Consider the following 20780-nt stretch of genomic DNA (forward strand, 5'->3'; position numbering starts at 1 on the left):
TTGGTTTTGGGTACAAAAAAAGCCGCCCACATTGGCGGCGCTTCGGGCCATCATGGCCCGAAGTTACACAAACTCGTCGCTGTCCAGATCGTCGAAATTCAACAGGTCAGCTTCTTCGTCTGTGTCGGAGCCGTCCACCTCGTACACCGTGTATTCGTCCTCCGGCTTTAGTCTCAATGGCCGGTGGCGGAACAGGCTTTCCAAGTGGAAGGCGTTTTTCTTTTTGTCAAACTCGGCTGTGTACTTGTAGTTGGGGTGCTTTTTCAAATCGTATTTGGGAGAAAAGAAGGGCGGAAGCCCTCGAAGCTGCAAGATACACTTGTCTCCCGGCATAGTAGTGATTTCGCTGGTCGTCATCAGCTCCCGGCCAAGCCGCTGCATATTCTGGCTGTAACTCTCGGACTGACCCCGGCTGCGGCCTTCGGTCTGCATGGAGATGGTGGCCTTGCCCAGCCAGTTTTCCGAAATATCCTTTAGGGTGGAAGCCTCCCGGCCTCCGAGGAACACGATACTGTCCATGTTTCCCATGATGGTTTCGGAATGGTCCTTGTACAGCGCCTTGCATTGGCTCATAGCCTGATAAAAGAGCGTCAGGCTGATCTCCCGGGAACGGATAACGGCAACGATTTTTTCCAGCCCCGGCACCTGTCCCGTGTTGGCCGCCTCGTCCCACAGCACCCGTACATGATGGGGCAGGCGTCCGCCGTAGGTGTTGTCGGCCCGTTCACACAGAAGGTTGAACATCTGCGAGAAAGCGAGGGCCACAAGAAAGTTATAGGTGGTGTCCGTATCGCTGATAAGGAAAAACAGCGCCGATTTTTCATCCCCCAGCCGGTCAAGCTCCAGCTCGTCATAGGACATGATCTCCCGAAGCTGGGGAATGTCAAAGGGGGCAAGTCTGGCTCCACAGCTAATCAGTATGCTCTTAGCTGTCTTGCCGCTTGCCAGCTTGTACTTCTTATACTGCCTCACAGCAAAGTGCTGGGGACTCCGGCGCTCCAGCCCGTCAAACATATAGTCCACCGCATTTTTGAAGGTTTCGTCATCCTCCCGGACTTCCATGCTGTTTATCATTTCCACCAGCGTATTCATGTTGCGTTCTTCCTCCGGCCCCTCAAACACGATGTAGGCCACAAGAGCGCAGTATAAAAGGGTTTCGGCTTTGGTCCAGAACTCGTCGCCCTCCTTGCCGTCGCCTTTGGTGTTGGCGATCAGGGCGGTGACGAATTTCAGCACGTCGCTTTCCGTTTTGATGTAGGCCAGCGGATTGTAGTGCATGGATTTGGAGAAGTCGATACTATTGAACACCCGCACCTTATATTTCTCCCGTTGCAGGAACCGCCCGCATTGGTCGAGGGTGCCGCCCTTCGGGTCCACCACCACATACGAGGAGTGGGCTTGAAGGAGCTGCGGGGTCAGCCAGAACCTTGTCTTGCCCGAACCGGACGAGCCGATGACGCAGGCGTTCAGGTTGCGGGCGTTGGCGGGTATCTTCGGGCGGGTGTTCATGGTAAGGAACTCCGTCCCGGTCAGAATGACATTGTTCTGAAATTTGGGGTCTACAAACGGCTTTATATCCTCCTTTGTTCCCCAGCGGGCGGTGCCGTACTCCGCATCCCTCCGGAATTTCTTTGCCTGCTTGATTTTGGACTGTATCAGCAGATACACCCCAGCCGCACCGGCGAGGCCCACCAGCAGGTCAATGCCACCCAGCCCCGGCCAGTAAGTTTCAAAGGCTTTGGGGAAGGTGTCGAGCATCCCCATGAGCTTTGTCCCGAAGTCTGCGCCGGGCGCGATACGGTAGGCCGTCCCGATTTTGGAGAAAAACCAGAACACAAAGAGGTACGGCAGGTTGGGGAGCACATATTTTCTGATCTTGTCACTCAACGTCCGTCCTTCACCGCCTCTCTGGTCCGCTGCTTCTCCTTCGGCTTCGTCCTGATCTGCTCCGTGAGCTTTCGGAGCTGGCCGAGGATAGAAGTCTTGTCCTGGTCTTTGTTCAGCACCTTTGTACTGTATTTCTGGAAGGCCGCCGTGATGGCGTCCGCCTGATTGGATTTGAAGAACAGCAGGTAATGGCCGGGGCTCACTTTATGGAAAGCGTAGTCCACATGGAACTCCTTCGCTATCCGGTCAAAATCCTTCGGCGCGCCCACATACTGCATGGCGTTTTTGCCGCCGTAGTGGTTCATCAGCTTCTTCACGCTCTGGCGGCCCTGCGGGGTCAGCGCCTTCCGGTGGTGCTTTTGCAGCGCCCGAACCACCTTGCCAAGAGCGGCGGCCAGCACTTTTCCCGTCAGCTTTGCCGTCTTGATCGAAAGGGCAACTGTTTTTTGGTTTACTTCTTCCTGCATAAAACCTCCTTTCCGTCAGGGCTCCCGGTAGACGGGAGGCCCCCGTACACTCCGGGGCAACAGAAAACCTCGGGCCAATGTGGCCCGAGGCTTACCGCTCGGCATCCCTGCCGGACGGAGCTTTCTTTTCCGGCTCCGTCTGGACTTTTTCGCCCTGTTCCCGCATGGCCTGCAAGATAGAGGGCTTCTTTTGAAGCTGGGAGGGCTTTTCGCCGGACAGCGGCTTGATACATTCCAGACGGTCAGCCGCCCGGATGGCGTTGTCCGTGAGCTGCCGCTGCCATGCGCCCACGCTGGGAGCCCAGCGAAAGCCGTTGCTTTTCAGCTCGGCCCGGGTGTCCGCGTCAGGCTTTCCATCAAAGAACACCTGCAAGCGGTTATCCTCCCGGTTCATTTCCACACGGCCCCCGTCAAACTCCCAGCCGGAAAACTCCCGCTGCGCCTGTTTGGAAAGCTGTTCGATACGGGCCTTTACCCGGCGGATCTCCGCGTTGTTGTTGGTAAGCTGGTAGCTTTCAAAGGGCCTCGGGTCACTCCGCCACCTTGACGCCATGCTGGCTTTCAGCTTTTCGATCTGGTCGGGCGACAGCAGCGCACAGCCGTCCAGCTTGCCATGCTTGCGGTAATAAGCGTTGACCTCCTTCATAATGAGCTGGGAGCGTTCCAGCCCGTCCAGCTTTTTCTGGAGCTTTTCAATGGCCGCCGGGTCATCGGCGCTGATACCGCCCATGCCGGTGCTGCGTATCTTATCCAGCAGCCCTTGAATATGCCGCCATTCCTCCATGTTGCTGTCCCGCGCCCGGTTCTGTTTTTCTTTCTTTCCCACCGGGAAATTGGAAGGCCCGGCAATCAGCACAGAGGGAACCCTCGCGTCAATGGCAAAGCCCTGGTTCATGTTTTCGGCCAGCTTGCGGGCGTAGGTGTCTAACAGATGGTCGATCTTCTCATGGTACATGGGGTCCACCCGGGATTTTTGCTGTTCGGCTATGGCTGCGGCCTTATCTACCATTGCCCGGTATTCCGCCGTTGCGCTCCCTTCCTTATAGTCGGAAAAGCTGTTCATTTCCTTTGCCCGGCGGGCGGCCCCTTCATTGATGGGGTAATAGTTGATGGTATGCACCTCCTTCATGCTTCGGGCCATGTTGGCCCGAAGTCTTACCGTTCCTCATGGGAAGGCCCCGCCTTGTCCTTTTGCGGAGCGGGCGGGGCCTCTTGAAACCGTTTGAGCGCGCCGAGAATGGAATAGACAGGCTCGGCCTTTTCGGGATAGGCAAATACCCGGTGTTCCGGCGGTATGTCCTGCGTCCCGTGGTAATGCTCCTTGAAGCCAACCGGGTCCGCCGCCACATATCCGCCGGGAGCGAATACGCCGCCCTCGTTGATACGCATATCCCGCCCGTATGCCTCATAATCGAAGTAGCCTTGAATGTGCTCCGGTATGTCGATGGTCCCCAGCTCGTCGGCGTACAGATGGCCCAGCCCTGCATCATCGGAAATATCCGGGTAAAAGCGGTAGAGGTCAAGGTTCTGCGTCAGGTTGATTAGGTCCTTCACGCTGCCCGTGTGTTTTCCCAAGACAAGCGCGGCCTCAAAGGTTTCCAATCCGCCCTTGTCCCGTACTTCCAGCAGGGCATGGCCCAGCTCGTTCAGCTCGTCGATGTTCTCGTACTCGTCCAGATAGTCGTACAGTCCCAGCACATCGCTGTCAAAGCTGGTAATAAACACTTCGCTGTACCGCTTTCCGTCTATCCCGATTTTTGCAAGGGCGGCCTGTACCTCCTGTGTGGTCGTGGGGAAATGGACCGTTGTTCCCACTTCAATCCCCATCATGGGGTACAGGGCCGTGTTGGTTATATAGGCTTCAAACATGGGCTCATTCCTCCTTTCCGGCCCTGTCTGCCAGCACTTCATAAATCCCGGCCATGATGTAATCGGCACAAGGGAGAGCAATCGCATTTCCCAGCGCCTTGTAGCGTTGCAGAGGCCGGATTTCCTCGCCGTCCGCCCCGTACTTTGTCCAGCCCTCCGGCAGCCCCATCAGCCGCTCGCTTTCCGTTTCCGTCAAGAAGCGGATACAGCCGCCGTCCGGGTCGCCCTCGTACCAAAAGGCGAAGGGCGTCACATCGCTGGCTAAAAGAGTGGGAAAAGGGTCAGTTGGTAATCCGAAGCTGTTTCGGAAGGCGGTTTCTTCCTGCCTTTTTGCCGCTCCCCGCATACGGAAGCATTGAAAGGGGTGGATGACTGGTATTTGCCGCCCTGTTTCAAAAGAAGATGTTCGATCTCCTTCGGCGGCGGTCCGCCCGCCCTCTCGGCAAGGCGGAGGAAGTGGGAGCATTGGACGGGGCTTAAATAGTATGTCGGCGGCACGTTTGCCTCTAAAATCCGCCACGATGAAAATTCGCTGCCTTCGCGCCAGCCTTCGGGAGCCTGCCCAATACTGGGCGTCCATGAGCCGCCAGCACACATCAGGCGTTCCCCCTCGCACCATTCCGGCGTTTCCCCATCTTCCAGAAGGAGGCATTGGAACTTCGGTGTCCGAGAAGGCGGATAGGACGGCTCTAAAATCCATCCGGTCATTTGTAGAAAACGCTCCCATGACGTTTTCCCAAACAGCGATAGCTGGATATAGGTTATCAGTGGCATCCCTCATTTCCTGTATGATACGAAACGCCTGATAAAACAGGCTGGATTTTGCCCCGGCAAGGCCGGAGCGGTTGCCGATCAGAGAAAGGTTCTGACAGGGAGAGCCGAAGGTTATCACATGGACAGGCGGGATTTTCCCGCCGTCCACCTTCGTAATGTCCCCCAAGTGCGGCATATCGGGAAAGTGCCTTTTGGTTATGGAGATCGGCGCTTTTTCAATCTCGCTGGCCTACACCGGACGGATACCGCAGCGGGAGGCCGCCAGAGGGAAAACGCCTATCCCGTCAAAAAGGCTCCCCAGCTTAATGTCCGGCATGGCCCGGGCCGCCGTGTCCCTTCACGGCAAGAACCCCGTCCAGCGTAGTAGCCGCGATACCCAGCCGCCCGGCAACCGCAATGTCGTTTTTCACATCCTCGTCCACCGCACCGCCGCAGACGATCAGGGTATGGGAGCGCCGCAGCATATCCCGGCGCATATCAATCCCGGCCTTATGTTCCTCGGGAACGCTGTCATTCAAGAACAGCGGAAGATACAAAAGCGGGCAGATGGGGGAAAAGCCCGCCTCATAGGCAAGGCGGCAGTAGTGGGCCGCCAGCTCCATATCAATATCCGGCTCACCGCTCCATGCGGCGGTCAGATAGGCCAAAGGTCGCTTCATTGGTTCAACCTCCATTTCTTTCTGATTTGCGGAAAGCAAGGTTTCGCCCAACCCCTCCGCCCCTTCCCCCGGGAAGGGGGACGGCTCTGGAGAATTTATATCCCCGTCGCTTGTCCGGGAAAAAGCATAACCGGGAGAAATCCGTCAAGGGTGCCTCTGGCACCGCCTGCGGCGGCGTTGCCCTTGACTGATTTTCCCGGCTATGCTACGGAATAACTGGCGACGGGGAATAATTTATATCTCCAGAGCTTCGGGGCGCGGGGCAGCGCCCCGCAATCCTCGGGCCATCTTGACCCGAAGTTTCGGCTTACTTTTCCGGCTCGGTTTTCTTCTCCGGCTTTTCGTGTTCCTTCTGCTGGCCCTTCCAGTCGTCCAGCAGCTTGATGATCTGGTCCTTCATTTCCCTCGGCGTGGTTTCCTTGCCGAAGTATTTGCTCAGTTCCGCACCCGTCAGAATCACTTTGTCTACCTCCTTTTTGTCCTCCATCATAATGCCGTCGATTACATCCCCGTTGAGCAGCTTCTTTTCGTCCAGCTCCCGCATACGTTTTGCCTGCGCCTGCGAAGGCGAGGACTGCTGGCTGTCGATGGCGACGGCGATATAGTTCTGGTTCTTCTTGCCGATGTAGGAAAGCTCCACCGCCGTAGTGAAGCCCAGCTTTTTCTCGTCCATCAGCTTCATCAGGTCGGGGACCAGCTCATTCAGCCGGATATACCGCTGTACTTGCTTGACGGCCATCTTGTTCCGCTCGGCCACGATTTCGTTGGAGCGTTTGCCGGCGTCCTTCGGGTCAATCTGACCCGAAGTGCGGGAGCCCTGGTGCTTGATGGCCTCAAGCTGCATTTTCAGAGCTTTGGCCCGCTCGCTGGGGAGGATTTCTTCGCGCTGGTTCAGATTGTCCTCCACCATCTGCGTGATGGCTTCATCGTCCGTCAGGTTGCGGACGATACAGGGCATATCCGCATATCCGGCAAGCTCGCTGGCCTTCTGGCGGCGGTGGCCGGACACGATCTCATAGCCGCCATCCTCACGGGGACGGACGATAGCGGGCTGGGTAACGCCCTTGTCCTTGACGCTGGACACCATAGCCCGCATTTCTTCATCGTCCCGGACCTCAAAGGGATGGTTTTTGAAGGCGTGGAGCTCGTTCAGCTTGATATATACGATCTGTTCCTCGCCACGGCGGGGAGCCTCCTTCGGCCCCTCGGGTTCCTTCGGAGCGGGAGCGGCCTGCACCGTGGGAGCCGCTTTTTTCTCCGGTTTCTCTTTGGGGGCCTTTTCCTGTTTTTTCTGTGCGGGGGCTTTGGGTTTCGGAGCGGCGGCCTTGTCCTTATCCTCTTTCGGAGGACGGCCCCGGCGCTTCGGCTGTTCGGGCTCTTTGGGCTTTTCCTGTTTTCCCTCGGCCTTTTTCGGAGCCTCCGGCTGCTTTTCCGGTTTCTCCGTTTTTGCCGGGGCAGGCTTTTCCCCGCCGGAAGCTGCCGCCCGTTCCTCGGCTTTCTTTCCTTTCATAATTTCAGCGAAGTCATAGACGGACACCTGAGGGCTCTTTGCCTGCTGTTCCGTCTTTTTTTCGGCCTCCGGGGAAGTAGGCGTTTTCTCCGGCTCGGGTGGAGTTTCCTTGCCCGGCCCGGTATCCGTTACCGGCTGCTCCGGCATTTTCGTGGTTTTATCATCTGCCATAAGCATTTACCTCCTGTTTTTGGGCGTAAAAAAAGGGGCTCAACTTTTCAGTCAAGCCCCCGTGGGAAGTTCCTCCTTTCTCCGCCAAGATACAAAAATACCGCCCGTAGTCTCGTTTGGGCGGTACTTTGTGTAAGATTGGCAGTCCATTATTAAGTTTTTTATTATGTTCCCTTTGTACACCGTTGCAAAAAGCACTTCCTATCAAAGTCCATCAGACAACAGTGGAAAAACGATCGTAAGCGATCCGGAAGCAGTCAGCGTTTTATTAAACAAGACGCACGCTTTGCCAAACGGCTGGGCGCCGAATGATTTAACAGCGATCAACAGCAATAGCGGTGCGGTGCATTATCTGCGCAAAGAAGCGGCAGAAAAATGGGAAGAAATGCGCAGTGCAGCGTTAAATGACGGCATTGTTATCTACGTCGTCAGTTCCTATCGCACCCAAGCTTATCAAACAGGTCTCTATAACCGCTACATGGCAAGCGATCCGCAGAACGCCCAATATTACAGCGCTTATCCACGCACCAGCGAACATGAGCTGGGACTGGCGATCGACGTCAGCTATGACTGGCAGCTGCATCATGACCTGCAAACCTCAGCGCTCGGAGAGTGGATCAACCAACATGGGTGGAAATATGGCTGGATCATGCGCTATCCGCAAAATAAGACAAACCTGACCGGTTATATCTTTGAACCTTGGCATTATCGTTATGTCGGCGTGGCTCTGGCGACGAAATTAAATGCAGGCGGATTGACGATGGAAGAATATTTTGATAAATAAAACTATAAATACAGATATTACCGCTGGGCAAATACCTTCGATTCGATTACAATAAAAGCATGAGAAAGGAAGATGTGTATGTTGGAAAAAGGAAAATTCGCTCTCTGTATCATCGCCCTCTGCATGGGTGCATGTGAACAGAAAGAAACGATTACCATGACTTTTGATAAAAAGTATCAAACGATCGAATACGGCGATACGATCAAAGCAGCGGATCTGATCAAAGAAACAAATGCCGGGCAGATCCAATATCCAAAGTTAGATACGACAAAGACCGGAAAACAAAAACTGAAATTTCAGGCGGACGGCAAGACATTTACTTACACCGTTACGATAAAAGATACCAAAGCGCCGATCATCGAGGTAAAGGAAGAACAGATCAGCTTTGAGGCGGGAAGTACATGGGATCCCCGCGATCTGATCACTGCGGTACGCGATGAGGTGGACGGTGCACTTACTTATGCACAAACACCTTCCGATCAAGACAAGAAGCAAGGCTATTATACTTTTCAGGATCTGCCTGACGGAAAGACTGCCGGTGAATATACCTTTGTGATTTATGCACAGAATAAAAACGGAAACAGCAGTAAACAGACGATCCGGGTAACCATTACAGAACCGGCTGAAACGAAACCAACCGCACAAACAAATCCAAGCACACCAACTTCCAAGCCTTCTTCAAACAGCACCGTTAACAGCCAGCCATCTGCACCGAGCGAACCATCCTCGCCATCCGTTCCATCCACTACACCTTCTTCCGATGCCCAAACCAAACGCGCACAGATCTTTGAACAGGTCAATGTCGAACGAAGCAAAGCCGGTTTGGCGCCTTTGGCATTAGGAAGCGGATCCTTTCAGGCAGCTGCGGATCTGCGGGCACAGGAGATTGCCGTATCTTTCAGTCATACCAGACCAGATGGAAGCGCCTGCTTCAGCGTTTTATCTCAATACGGCGTCAGTTACACCACGGCGGCGGAAAATATCGCAGGCGGCTATCCTGACGGCTATGCGGTAATGGCAGGCTGGATGAATTCATCCGGTCATCGTCAAAACATCTTAACGGGAAGTTTTACGACGATCGCGATCGGCGTATATGGCAACTATTACGTACAGCTGTTTATCGGTTAAACTTGTTTTATATACAAACGTCTGTCTTTGAAAAGGAAGAGGCAGACGTTTTTTTACGCTCTTTTCTTCCTCCTCGCAATATAGTACAATAAAAAAGTAAAATGAGGTGATGACATATGAATATCAACGAACAAGTATTGCAGTGTTTCTGGCAGGATCAGCCGATCGACACTCCGGAAAACAGCTGGCTGTATGATCTGTATGAAGAAGGCAAGCATTTATTCCATACGCCTGATCCAAAGCGCAAGGAAGTAACGATCGAATTAGCCAGACAGCTCCACATCTTATTGAAGGAAGGACTTTTCTTTAATCACTCCCTGTTTACCCGCCTCTTTCCCGAATGGGAAACGATCTTGGAGCCGGTAACGATTTATCTGGTCGTTGGGGCGCCTAAGCCTTATGATGTGGCAGTCAGACAGAAAGACGGTGCTTACTTGTTTCTGATCGATCTGCATCAAATCGCAGATTATGTGAACGAAGTACATAAAATGATTTATATCATCCGCAATTTCTTAACAAAAGAATGCTCACATTTCTGTATTCATCAGGCATTTCCCTATGACCAGATCAATCGTTTTGCGGATATGATGCGCTATTTGAGCTTTGATGAAGGTCTTGCCACTTATCTTTCTTGGGGCGAAGATGCTTCTCACTATCAGTTAAATACCGAGAAATACGAAGAATACCGCAAACATGCATTTATCATGATGAAGATGGCACTGATCGAAAAAGATGCACAGAACCAACAAAGTGCGATTCAAATTGCCACTTCCGGTTCTTTCTGGGAGCGTTTCCCGACAATCAGCGGATTATTCCTTTGGGATATTTTATATCGTGAACATGGCATTGACGCATTTCATCAAATCTATTTGGCAGGCTGGGAAGGCTTTTTACCGGTGGCTGAATCATGAATCCGGTAAAGATCATACAAAGCATACCTGCGCAGGTAACCTTGATCGCCGTATCAAAAACGCGCAGCATCGAAGAAATTCACGAAATGGCAAAGCTGGGCATCTCCACATTTGGGGAGAACCGCGTGCAGGAACTCAAGCAAAAATATGATCCTGCTTACCACTGGCATATGATCGGTCATTTACAGCGCAATAAAGTGAAAGATGTCGTACCTTTGGCAGATATGATCCAAAGCTTAGATTCTTTGCCGCTGGCTGAAGAAATCGAAAAGCAGTGTGCGAAGATCGACAAAGTCATGGATGTGTTGATCGAGGTAAACAGCTCTAAAGAAGCAAGCAAAAGCGGGGTTGCCCCGGAAGAAGCATTGTCTTTTTTAGCGGCGTGTATGTCATTTCCCCATCTGCGAGTGAGAGGGTTAATGACGATCGGTCCAAACATCGACGATCAAGAACAGATCAAAGCCTGTTTTACAAGCGTTTATCAACTTTATCAAGAGGCGCAGGCGAGATGGCCTCAGATCGATACCCTTTCTATGGGAATGAGCGGTGATTATGAGATCGCGATTGCCTGCGGGGCAAACATGATTCGTCTGGGCACGATCCTTTTCGGTGAAAGAAACTGACAAAATCATAATGATCTTACAGGCAGATACAACAAAACGTCTTATGTATTCCGTATGTTATCCGGCATAAGACGTTTTTTATTCACTGCTTTTCATTCACTTTCTTTTGATTGCTGTATTCTGTTCCCCAAGCACACATACATTCCATGATTGGAAGCAAAGATCGTCCCTTCTCACTCAAACGATATTCTACCTTCGGCGGTATCTGCGGATAGACTTTACGATGAATCAGAGCGTCTGTTTCCATCGCTTTTAATTCCGCGCTCAGCGTTTTGTCACTGATGGTGCCGATCTTATGTTTTAGCTCGTTAAAGCGCATCGTTTCTTGTTCTACGAGCCAATAAAGAATCACTAACCGCCACTTCCCGCCGATCATTGACAACGTATAGCCAAACGGTGTATCACGCAATGAAGTGATCTTTTTTTCATATTCCTGCATACTCATCTTAACACTTCCTTTTTTGTAAGTACCTTTCCGAAAAGTGCGTACTTATCTTTTTTTCTTTCTACGTATATAATGATAACAAAGAGAAGAACCGAAAAACAAGGGAGGATATTCGGATATGAAAAAAATTTTAGTCGTACTGGGCGGCGGCAGGGCAAACGGCAATACCGCTCAGCTATGCGATGCTTTTATCAAAGGTGCGAAAGAAGCAGGACATCAAACGGAACTCGTTTCTTTACGGGAATTGCAGGTCAACGGCTGTCTTGGATGCAACGCGTGCCGTTATGAAAAACCCTGTATTCAAAAAGATGATTTTGCTTCACTGATCCCTAAGATCAAAGCAGCGGATTTGATCGTCTTTGCTTCTCCGCTTTATTTTTGGACGTTCTCTGCTAAACTGAAAGCTTTTATCGAACGCTTTTACTGCATTGCCCAAAAAGATGAAAACCCTCCGTTTGGCAGATACGAAAAGTACCCGATCAAAGACTGCGCTTTACTGATGACATCTGCCGATCATTTTTTCTGGACATTTGAACAGGCAGTTTCATACTATCGTTTTACCTTAGTGCGATACATCGGCTTTCATGACAGAGGAATGTTATTAGCAGGGGGATGCGGCAGCACCAACGGTCCGGCACAAATACAAAAGACCGACTATTTGGAAAAAGCATATCGCTTTGGGAAGGAAATTTACCCGCCTGAACAGCAATAATGACACTTTGATTCTCGCATAGAAGGAATCAGGCAGATCAATTTACTGACCTGCCTGTTTTTGAATCCATCATTTCTCTTTTACTGATCAACCTGCTTTTGCTTCTAAACGGGCGATCAATCCCGGTAATTCACTCAGATTTAAGATCACTGCATCGGCGCCTGCACATAAATACCGCTTTCCTGCCTTTGCGATCCTTTTTTGTTTCTCAGTAGCGGAAAGCGCCTCATATGCTTCCTTTGACATACCGATCTCCGCACTTCCTTCCATCACTCCCACCGTATAGACCCCTGCATTTTTCCCTTCACGTATATCAGTGATCGTATCGCCTACTTTGATCACACTGCGTACTTCCGCAACGCCCAGCTTTTCCATATTGCGAAAGATCATATAAGGATATGGTTTCCCATAGCCATTGCTGCTGTCAGTTGAAAAACAGGCGTCCGGTTCATAGCCGTTTTGTTTGGCGACAGCCGTTACTACTTCCATCATCTGATCCGTATAGCTTGTGGTAGAGCCGATCACAATATCATGTTCACGCAGCCATGCAACACATTCTTGCACATATGGCGTCAAGGTCGAAAACTGCGCTAAGCTCTGCATGATCACTACACGATACAAATCGTAAATGCGTCTTGCATCTTCCCCATTAGGGTTTCGATCATACACGTCGTAAAATGCTTTGGCAATATCCGGCATTTTTAACATCGCTTTGATGTGATCGATTTTTGCCATGCCCATCGGCTCTCGAATCGCTTTTTCACTGACTGCGATCTGATACATGGAAAAAGCGGTGCGAAGTGCATCGACCGGGGCAAAACAACCATAGTCCACCGTTGTGCCTGCCCAATCAAAGATTACCATTTTAATTTTCATAAGCAGTTCCTTTCTTCTTTCCCATTCTCTATGCAATGCAAAAGCATTTTTCACTTCATGCTATGCGCGTTTACAGACGCTCTGTTCTTCTTGGATCCCCACCTCAAGTATAAACAAAGACCGGTATTCTTTCTATCCATCATCCGTTAAGCAAACGTAAAATGACTGTAAAATATACGTCTTTTTATGGCATATATGGTGGAAATGCGGTGCCGATAAAAAAGCAGTTCCGCCTTCTTGAGATCTAGCGATACTGCTTTCGTTTTGATGTGCTTGGGATCCCCAATGCGTCCCGATATTTGGCAACGGTCCTTCTGGAACAGCGGATGCCTTCCTCTAACAGCAGATCTGCCAAATCTTGATCGCTGTAGGGCTGCTGCTTGTTTTCCGATGTGATCAGTTCTTTGATGCGCTCCTTTGCTTCATGTGCGGAATCTGACGAGGATAGCTTTGCGGGAAAGAAAAATTTTAAGGGGATCAGCCTTTCTTCAAAAGAAACATATTTATTGGCAATCGTACGCGATACCGTAGATTCATGAATGCCAAGCGCCTGTGCCGCTTCTTTTAAGGTGAATCCTTTTAATGGACGATGGTCTAAGAAATAGTCTTTCTGATGGTCGATGATGCAGTGTACGATGCCAAGCAAAGTAACATTGCGCTTTTCAATGCTTGCGATCAACAGTTCTGCCTGCTTGATGTATTTCTTCAAATAGTTCTGCATTTCCTTGTCTGTGGTGCTTTGATAGCGTTTTGAGATGCGCAGGTCATAGCGAGTAGAAAGCAATTCGATCTGCACCTCTCTGTCTATGACTGTAATTTTCGCATCTGCCGCCACATAAGCCGAAGGATGTGCATAACTGCTTCCCGGTTTGGGATTACAGCTGCGTATCAGAGCGGCTGCCGCATTTACTTCTTCTAAAGAAATGTTTAAGCATGATGCAAGCCAAGGCAGCTTATTTTGTGCCAGCTCTTCTAAATAGCGGTCGGTGATCGTAATTGCGGTTTTTAAGGCAGGATGCTGCAAGTAAGACAACTGAATCAAAATACATTCCTGTAAAGAGCGGGCGCATACGCCATAAGGCTCAAAGGTCTGGATCACGTTGATCGTTTCTTCCAATTCTTCAAAAGAAGCATGGGTAATTTCCATCAGTTCTTCCATTGATAGGCGTAAGTACCCATTAGAATCCAGTGATTCGATGATAAAATCTGCCAGTGCTTCATTCACTTGATTGGAATCGGTATGTAATTGCTTCAGCAGTGTTTCACTTAAACTTTCTTCCTGTACGACATAATTCAGTGCAAGATCAAAAGGTGTGCGATCGCCATAAGCGTGCTCCTGCATCGCATAAATGTTTTCGTTGGCTTCCAAGACCGGGTTGATTTCCAGTTCCGCAACGATCGCATCTAATACCTGGGTATCATTCATTTCCAGCACTTTCAAAGAAAACTGCTGCTTCAAGGACAGCTTCTGTGTCTGAATTTGTGTCTGTTTCAAATTTGTCTCCAATTTCATACCATCACCGTATAACATTATAACATATTCATCGCGCATCATGACCTTTTGCAACCGACAATGTGATCAAATAGAAAAAGACAGCTTTGTGCCGTCCTTTCTATGAGATTTTCTAAAAGCGCATTAGTGCTTGAAATGGCGCATGCCGGTATAGACCATAGCGATGCCGGCCGCATCACAGGCATCGACAGAAAGCTGGTCTTTGATCGATCCGCCCGGCTGAATGATTGCCGTAATGCCCGCTGCGGCTGCCGCTTCTACCGTATCCGGCATCGGGAAGAACGCATCGGATCCCATGACCGCACCCTTTGCTTTTTCCTGTGCCTGTTCGATTGCGATCTTGGCCGCACCGACACGATTCATCTGTCCTGCGCCGACACCGACCGTCATATCATCTTTCACCAATACGATCGCATTGGATTTTACATGCTTCACGACTTTCCATGCCATCATGAGCTGCTTCATTTCCGCTTCGGTTGGTTTGCGCTTTGTCACACAGGTCAATTCACTTTCCCTAACGGTACCTAAATCAGCATCCTGTACCAATAAACCGTCATTTACATTGGTAACCTTTAATTTTGAGCTCACTTCCAAGCTTGTATCCAACGTCATCAGACGAATGTTTTTCTTCTTTGCTAATAACGCAAACGCTTCTTCTTCAAAAGCAGGCGCAATGATGATTTCCAAGAAGATCTGCGACAGTTTTTCTGCCGTTGCCAGATCCACCGGCGCATTCATTGCCACAATGCCTCCGAAAATAGAAGTGGAATCTGCTTCATAGGCTTTATCCCATGCTTCTAACAGCGTATTGCCGATACCGACGCCGCATGGATTCATATGCTTTAAGCCGACAACAGCGATCTGTCCATCAAAATCTTTTAAGATTTCGATCGCCGCATTGGCGTCTTGAATATTGTTGTAAGACAGTTCTTTCCCGTGCAGCTGTTTGGCGTTTGCCATCGAATAGCGTGGATTGCGGTTCTGATAGAAAGCCGCCTGCTGATGCGGATTTTCACCATAACGCAGATCCTGCACTTTATCATAGGTCAGCGTGATCGTTTCCGGGAATTTTTCGTTTGTGCGCTGTGTCAGATATTCCGCAATGATCGCATCATATGCGGCAGTATGACGGAATACTTTAGCAGCCAGAAACTCTCGTGTAATCGGGCAGGTTTCCCCGTTTTCTCTTAATTCCTTCAAAACTGCGTCATAGTCGTTTGGATCGACCAATACCGGGATCGACTGATAGTTCTTCGATGCGCTTCTTAACATGCTCGGACCGCCGATATCAATATTCTCGATGATCTCCTCATGGGTAACGCCCGGCTTTAACAATGTCTGCTTAAACGGATACAGATTGACGCACACCAGATCAATATAGGCAATGCCCAGTTCCTGCAGCTGTTTCACATGTTCAGGATTGCTTCGCACACAGAGCAGAGCGCCATGCACATTCGGATGCAGGGTCTTTACCCGTCCGTCCATGATTTCCGGGAAGCCGGTTACATCAGAAATGCTGATGGTGGCAATGCCCGCCTCTTCCAGCGCTTTTTTTGTTCCGCCGGTCGATATGATCTCATAGCCAAGTTCCACCAATCCTGAAACAAAAGGCACTAAATTTGTTTTATCAGATACGCTTACCAATGCTCGTTTCATCTTATTCCTTCTTTCTTTACCATTTCAGATCGACGCTGCCGCTGTCGGTAACTTCACCGATGATATAAGCGTCCTCATTGATTTCTTTCAACAGATCAACTGCTTTCTGTGCATCTTCTTTTGCGATGGCAATGATGAAGCCGATGCCCATATTAAAGACATTGTGCATTTCCTTATTGGATACATGACCGATTTTCTGAATGTAATCAAAAATCGGTTTATGTGGATAACAGGTCGTATCGATCGTAACACCCTGTCCCTTTTTCAACATGCGCGGGATATTTTCATAGAAGCCGCCGCCGGTGATATGACTTGCCCCATGGATATCGATCTGATCAAACAAGTGCTTCATCGCTTTGACATAAAGCTTGGTCGGCGTCAACAGTTCTTCCCCCAGCGTTTTCTGAAGCTCCGGCACATAAGCATGCAGGTCCAGTTTCGCATCCTTCAATAAGATCTTACGGATCAAAGAGAAACCGTTAGAATGCGTACCGCTGCTTGCCAAACCGACCAATACATCGCCGACTTCCACTTTGCTGCCATCGATCAGCTTCGCTTTATCTACCGCACCGACACAAAAGCCTGCGACATCATAGTGATCAGCGTCATACATATCCGGCATCTCCGCCGTTTCTCCGCCGATCAAGGCGCACTGAGATTCCACACAGCCATCTGCCACGCCCTTTACGATCTGTTCTATGCGTTTCGGATCATTTTTTCCTACTGCCAGATAATCGAGGAAGAAAATCGGACTGGCGCCCTGCACCAAGACATCATTGACACACATCGCCACCGCATCAATGCCGATCGTATCATGCTTATCCATCGCAAATGCCAGCATCAGCTTTGTACCGACACCATCGGTTCCCGAAACCAGCACCGGCTCTTTCAAGCCCAGCGCCGATACGTCAAACATCCCGCCGAATGCCCCTAACGAATCGATTGCACCTTTGATCTGGGTACGCGCCACATGCGATTTGATCAGTTTCACCGATTCATAACCGGCTTCCAGATCTACACCGGCCTGTGCGTATAATTCACTCTTGCTTATTTCGCTCATGTCTTTCTCCTTTCCGCTATTTCTTAAAGTAATCGACACCGTTTTTGAAGATGTCCTGCATCTTGTTTCCATAGATATTTTTGAACAAATTTTCTTCATAGCGTTCACTGTGTCCCATCTTGCCGAAGATCCTGCCGTCCTTGGAGGTGATGCCTTCGATCGCAAAACTGGAACCGTTGATGTTGTATTCCCCATTCATCGTCGTCTGTCCATCTAAATCTGTGTACTGGGTCGCCACCTGTCCGTTTTCAAACAGCTCTTTCGCCACATCATCTCTCACTACGAATTTACCTTCCCCATGTGAGAACGCGATCTTGTGCAGTTCTCCCGGTGTAAAGCCTGCCAGCCACGGCGACATATTGGAAGTTACCTTCGTGGTGCCGATCTTGGACACATGGCGGTTGATATTATTTCTAAACAGGGTCGGACTTGTTTCATTCAAGCCTTCGATATCGCCATAAGGCAACAGTCCTGATTTGATCAGCGCCTGGAAGCCATTGCAAATTCCCAAAATCAGACCGTCATTGCTCAGCAGGGTTTGAACGGCATTGTTTACCTGTTCATTGCGTAAAACATTGGCAATGAATTTACCGCTGCCATCCGGCTCATCACCGCTGGAGAAACCGCCCGGAATCATCAGGATCTGAGCAGCGGCGATCTTTTCACTCAATTCTTTCAAAGAACGCTGGATGCTTTCAACACTGAGATTATTGAATACATAGATCTCTGCTTCCGCACCGGCGCGCTCAAATGCCTGTTTCGTATCGTATTCACAGTTTGTTCCCGGGAATACCGGAATGATGACTTTCGGTTTGTCATATGTACGACTTGCTTTTTTCTTTTGTTTTGCTTCATAAACAGGCGTGGTGATCACTTCTTTTGACACATCTGTTTTCGATGGATAAATCCCTTCATATAAGTGCATCCATGCATGGATCGCTTCTTCCATTCCTACCGGCGTGCCATTGAATACAAAGCCGCCTTCCGACGTCTTTCCAATCGGTGTAAAGCAATCATCCTGTAATTCACAAGTCGCTTCTACAACGATACCGCCGACATTTAAGTCAAATAACGGTTCACTGCTCTCAATGTGCGCACCGATCTTATTACCAAAGCCCATCTTACATACCGCTTCCGCAATACCACCGTATTTTACGGTCGATGCGGATACGATGGTTCCTTTTTCCATGTGTTTCAATACAGTGTCAAAATGATGCTTCAACTGTTCAAAATCAGGAGCATGATCCTCTTTTGGCGTATGTTTTACAAAATACAGATAATTGCCGGCCTGCTTAAACTCACTGGAAACGATCTTAGCCGCGCTCTGCGTCGCAACCGCAAAGGTAATGATCGTTGGCGGTACATGAAGATCTTTGAAAGTGCCGCTCATCGAATCTTTACCGCCGATCGCCGGTGTTTCAAATGCGATCTGCGCTTCAATGACACCTAGCAGTGCCTGCATCGGCTTGCCCCATTTACCGCTGTCGTCGTTCAAGCGTTCAAAGTATTCCTGATTGCTTAAACGCGCATGCCGATAATCGCATCCCAGCGCTACCATGCGGGCAAGCGCTTCGACAACCGAATAGCTGCCGGCTAAATATGGAGAATATACGGCAATCTCGGGATTGTATCCGTATGTCATGACCGATGCGGTATCGGTATAGCCAAATACCGGCAGTTTCTGTACCGAGCCTTCGCTTTCACTTAGCTGATACGCGCCGCCATATGGCATCAAAACAGTCGATTTCCCGATCGTCGCATCAAACATCTCCACCAATCCCTTTTGTGATGCGGTATTTGGCTGTGCTAAATTATCCAGTACCGCCTGTTTCACATCTTTATGGATCGTCTTTGATGCAAAAGGATCTGCCTGCAAGTCCGTCGTATCTTTCATCACGACATCCTGATACTGACGCACTCCATTGGTATCTAAGAAAGAACGGGCGATATCCACAATGACTTGTCCCCGCCATTTCATTACCAAACGCGGCGTTTCGCTTACTTCCGCAACGATCGTCGCCTCTAAGTTTTCACGATAAGCCAGTTCCTTGAATTTCTCATAATCCGCTTTGGCAATCACACATGCCATACGCTCCTGTGATTCTGAGATCGCCAGTTCGGTACCGTTCAGTCCGGCATATTTGACCGGAACCCGATCTAAATCAATAGCAATGCCCTCAGCCAATTCGCCGATTGCCACGCTGACCCCGCCTGCGCCGAAGTCATTGGCTTTTTTGATCAGCTTGGTTGCCTGCGGATCGCGGAATAATCTCTGTAGCTTGCGTTCCGTCGGAGCGTTTCCTTTCTGCACCTCCGATGAACATTTGCTCAGAGAAGTTTCATTGTGCTCTTTGGAAGAACCGGTCGCACCGCCGATGCCATCGCGTCCGGTCGCACCGCCGATCAGTACGACAATATCGCCCGGCTGCGGCTTTAAGCGCTTCACATTGGCTTTTGGTGCGGCGCCTACAACAGCGCCGACTTCCATTCGTTTCGCCACATATCCCTCATGATAGATCTCTTTGACATAAGTAGTTGCCAAACCGATCTGATTGCCGTAAGAAGAATAGCCATGCGCGGCACTTTTGGAGATACGGCTCTGTGGCAATTTATTAGGCAGTGTATCCGCAAGATCAGCCGTAATATCCCCGGCGCCGGTAATTCGCATCGCCTGATAAACATAGCTTCTGCCTGATAACGGATCGCGGATCGCTCCGCCGATGCAAGTAGCCGCCCCACCGAAAGGTTCGATCTCCGTAGGGTGATTATGTGTTTCATTCTTGAACATCAGCAGCCATTTTTCCGTTTTTCCATCGACATCGACATCAATTTCCACCGAGCAGGCATTGATCTCATCACTGATTTCCAGATCGTCTAATTTTCCCTGCTTGCGCAGATATTTTCCTGCCACCGTCGCCATATCCATGAGCGTCTGCGGCTTGCGGTTCTCATGCACCGCTTCACGCAAATGCAGATAGAGCTCATACGCTTTCTGAATGCTTTTTTGCATCGTTCCTTTTTCGATCTTTACATTTTGCAGCACCGTTTCAAAGGTTGTATGACGACAATGATCCGACCAGTAGGTATCCAGCACTTTGATTTCCGTGATCGTCGGATCACGGTGTTCTTCATTTGCAAAATAATCGCGGATATAACAAAGATCCTGCGTTGTCATAGCCAGTCCCTGCGCATTTCGATATGCTTCGATCGCTTCATCGCACATATGGACAAAATCAGTTACGGTTTCCACCGGTTCGATTTCCACATCTTCCTCAAACGCCAAAACGCTTAGATCCTTTTCTCGCATTTCCACCGGATTGATCAAATAGTGCTTGACTGCCGCCAGCTGCGCATCACCGACTTCCCCTTCTAAAACCACGATCTTGCCGCTTTTGATCACGACATCTTGTTTGTTGTTTAATAACATCAAGCACTGCTGCGCACTGTCCGCACGCTGATCATACTGACCGGGCAGACATTCATATGCCACATAAGTCTTTCCCGCTAACGATAGCTCGTCAAACACTTGATCGGTTACCGCTTCGGAAAGCACTTTGCTTTTCAGTAATTCCATATCGTGTTCATCGGCATGAAATACATCATACACATTATACAAAATGACATTCTTTAACTGCGCCATCCCCAGATCTGTACGCAGCTGTGCCAATAAAGAAGTCGCTTCTACCTGATAGGCATCTTTCTTTGTTACATAAATACGTCCGTTCATGTTCCCTC

18 protein-coding genes are annotated in these 20780 nt (G+C 49.9%); 5 read left to right on the forward strand and 13 right to left on the reverse strand.

The window, feature by feature from the left end; translation table 11 throughout:
• Positions 1-63: 63 nt before the first annotated feature.
• The 7 genes from C1712_RS08275 to C1712_RS08305 form a co-directional block, all read right to left on the reverse strand.
• Positions 64-1887 (reverse strand): VirD4-like conjugal transfer protein, CD1115 family, encoded by a 1824-nt coding sequence (locus C1712_RS08275; RefSeq protein WP_102268387.1) that lies wholly within the window; start codon positions 1885-1887, stop codon positions 64-66.
• Positions 1884-2354: a PcfB family protein gene (locus C1712_RS08280; RefSeq protein WP_102268389.1), complete on the reverse strand. Its 471-nt coding sequence runs from the start codon at positions 2352-2354 to the stop codon at positions 1884-1886. The genes C1712_RS08275 and C1712_RS08280 overlap by 4 nt, the downstream gene beginning before the upstream one ends.
• Positions 2355-2445: 91 nt before the next feature.
• A complete protein-coding gene (locus tag C1712_RS08285) occupies positions 2446-3483 on the reverse strand; it encodes a hypothetical protein (RefSeq protein WP_245858107.1) in 1038 nt (345 codons plus the stop codon).
• A 26-nt stretch (positions 3484-3509) separates the two neighbouring features.
• Positions 3510-4223 (reverse strand): antirestriction protein ArdA, encoded by a 714-nt coding sequence (locus C1712_RS08290; RefSeq protein WP_102268392.1) that lies wholly within the window; start codon positions 4221-4223, stop codon positions 3510-3512.
• Positions 4224-4227: 4 nt separating this feature from the next.
• Positions 4228-5217 (reverse strand): DNA cytosine methyltransferase, encoded by a 990-nt coding sequence (locus C1712_RS08295; protein ID WP_281254641.1) that lies wholly within the window; start codon positions 5215-5217, stop codon positions 4228-4230.
• Between the two features lie 82 nt (positions 5218-5299).
• Positions 5300-5656, reverse strand: a complete 357-nt coding sequence (locus C1712_RS08300; protein WP_036744842.1) for a DUF7768 domain-containing protein — start codon at positions 5654-5656, stop codon at positions 5300-5302.
• Between the two features lie 307 nt (positions 5657-5963).
• Positions 5964-7337, reverse strand: coding sequence for a ParB/RepB/Spo0J family partition protein (locus tag C1712_RS08305; protein WP_219718851.1), 1374 nt, complete (start codon positions 7335-7337; stop codon positions 5964-5966).
• Positions 7338-7503: 166 nt separating this feature from the next.
• On the opposite strand from C1712_RS08305, the gene C1712_RS08315 reads away from it, so the two are divergent.
• From C1712_RS08315 to C1712_RS08330, 4 genes are all read left to right on the forward strand, one after another.
• Positions 7504-8121, forward strand: coding sequence for a M15 family metallopeptidase (locus tag C1712_RS08315; protein ID WP_102268396.1), 618 nt, complete (start codon positions 7504-7506; stop codon positions 8119-8121).
• Positions 8122-8199: 78 nt separating this feature from the next.
• The gene (locus tag C1712_RS08320) at positions 8200-9249 is read left to right on the forward strand and encodes a CAP domain-containing protein (RefSeq protein WP_180963104.1); all 1050 of its coding nucleotides are present in this window, start codon (positions 8200-8202) and stop codon (positions 9247-9249) included.
• A 116-nt stretch (positions 9250-9365) separates the two neighbouring features.
• Positions 9366-10160 (forward strand): hypothetical protein, encoded by a 795-nt coding sequence (locus tag C1712_RS08325; protein ID WP_102268399.1) that lies wholly within the window; start codon positions 9366-9368, stop codon positions 10158-10160.
• A complete protein-coding gene (locus tag C1712_RS08330) occupies positions 10157-10783 on the forward strand; it encodes a YggS family pyridoxal phosphate-dependent enzyme (protein ID WP_102268401.1) in 627 nt (208 codons plus the stop codon). Before C1712_RS08325 ends, C1712_RS08330 begins: the two co-directional genes overlap by 4 nt.
• 82 nt (positions 10784-10865) lie before the next feature.
• Here C1712_RS08330 and C1712_RS08335 read toward each other — a convergent pair whose 3' ends face one another.
• Entirely contained in the window at positions 10866-11228 is a 363-nt protein-coding gene (locus tag C1712_RS08335) for a winged helix-turn-helix transcriptional regulator (protein WP_102268403.1), read from the reverse strand.
• 118 nt (positions 11229-11346) lie between these two features.
• Here C1712_RS08335 and C1712_RS08340 point away from each other — a divergent pair, with 118 nt between their 5' ends.
• The gene (locus C1712_RS08340; protein WP_102268405.1) at positions 11347-11940 is read left to right on the forward strand and encodes a flavodoxin family protein; all 594 of its coding nucleotides are present in this window, start codon (positions 11347-11349) and stop codon (positions 11938-11940) included.
• An 87-nt stretch (positions 11941-12027) separates the two neighbouring features.
• On the opposite strand, the gene phnX is transcribed toward C1712_RS08340, so the two are convergent.
• The 5 genes from phnX to C1712_RS08365 all read right to left on the reverse strand — a co-directional run bounded on the left by phnX (position 12028) and on the right by C1712_RS08365 (position 20772).
• Positions 12028-12816: a phosphonoacetaldehyde hydrolase gene (phnX, locus tag C1712_RS08345; protein ID WP_102269827.1), complete on the reverse strand. Its 789-nt coding sequence runs from the start codon at positions 12814-12816 to the stop codon at positions 12028-12030.
• A gap of 244 nt (positions 12817-13060) precedes the next feature.
• The gene (rpoN, locus tag C1712_RS08350) at positions 13061-14329 is read right to left on the reverse strand and encodes an RNA polymerase factor sigma-54 (protein ID WP_180963105.1); all 1269 of its coding nucleotides are present in this window, start codon (positions 14327-14329) and stop codon (positions 13061-13063) included.
• Between the two features lie 123 nt (positions 14330-14452).
• Positions 14453-15985, reverse strand: a complete 1533-nt coding sequence (gene purH / locus C1712_RS08355; protein WP_102268409.1) for a bifunctional phosphoribosylaminoimidazolecarboxamide formyltransferase/IMP cyclohydrolase — start codon at positions 15983-15985, stop codon at positions 14453-14455.
• Positions 15986-16001: 16 nt separating this feature from the next.
• Positions 16002-17045 carry a phosphoribosylformylglycinamidine cyclo-ligase gene (purM, locus tag C1712_RS08360; RefSeq protein ID WP_102268411.1) on the reverse strand — a complete coding sequence of 348 codons (1044 nt, stop codon included), beginning with the start codon at positions 17043-17045 and terminating at the stop codon, positions 16002-16004.
• 16 nt (positions 17046-17061) lie between these two features.
• Positions 17062-20772, reverse strand: a complete 3711-nt coding sequence (locus tag C1712_RS08365) for a phosphoribosylformylglycinamidine synthase (protein ID WP_102268413.1) — start codon at positions 20770-20772, stop codon at positions 17062-17064.
• Between the last annotated feature and the right edge of the window lie 8 nt (positions 20773-20780).

Origin of the sequence: Massilicoli timonensis (genome assembly GCF_900199515.1) — a bacterium.
GTDB lineage: Bacteria > Bacillota_I > Bacilli_A > Erysipelotrichales > Erysipelotrichaceae > Massilicoli > Massilicoli timonensis.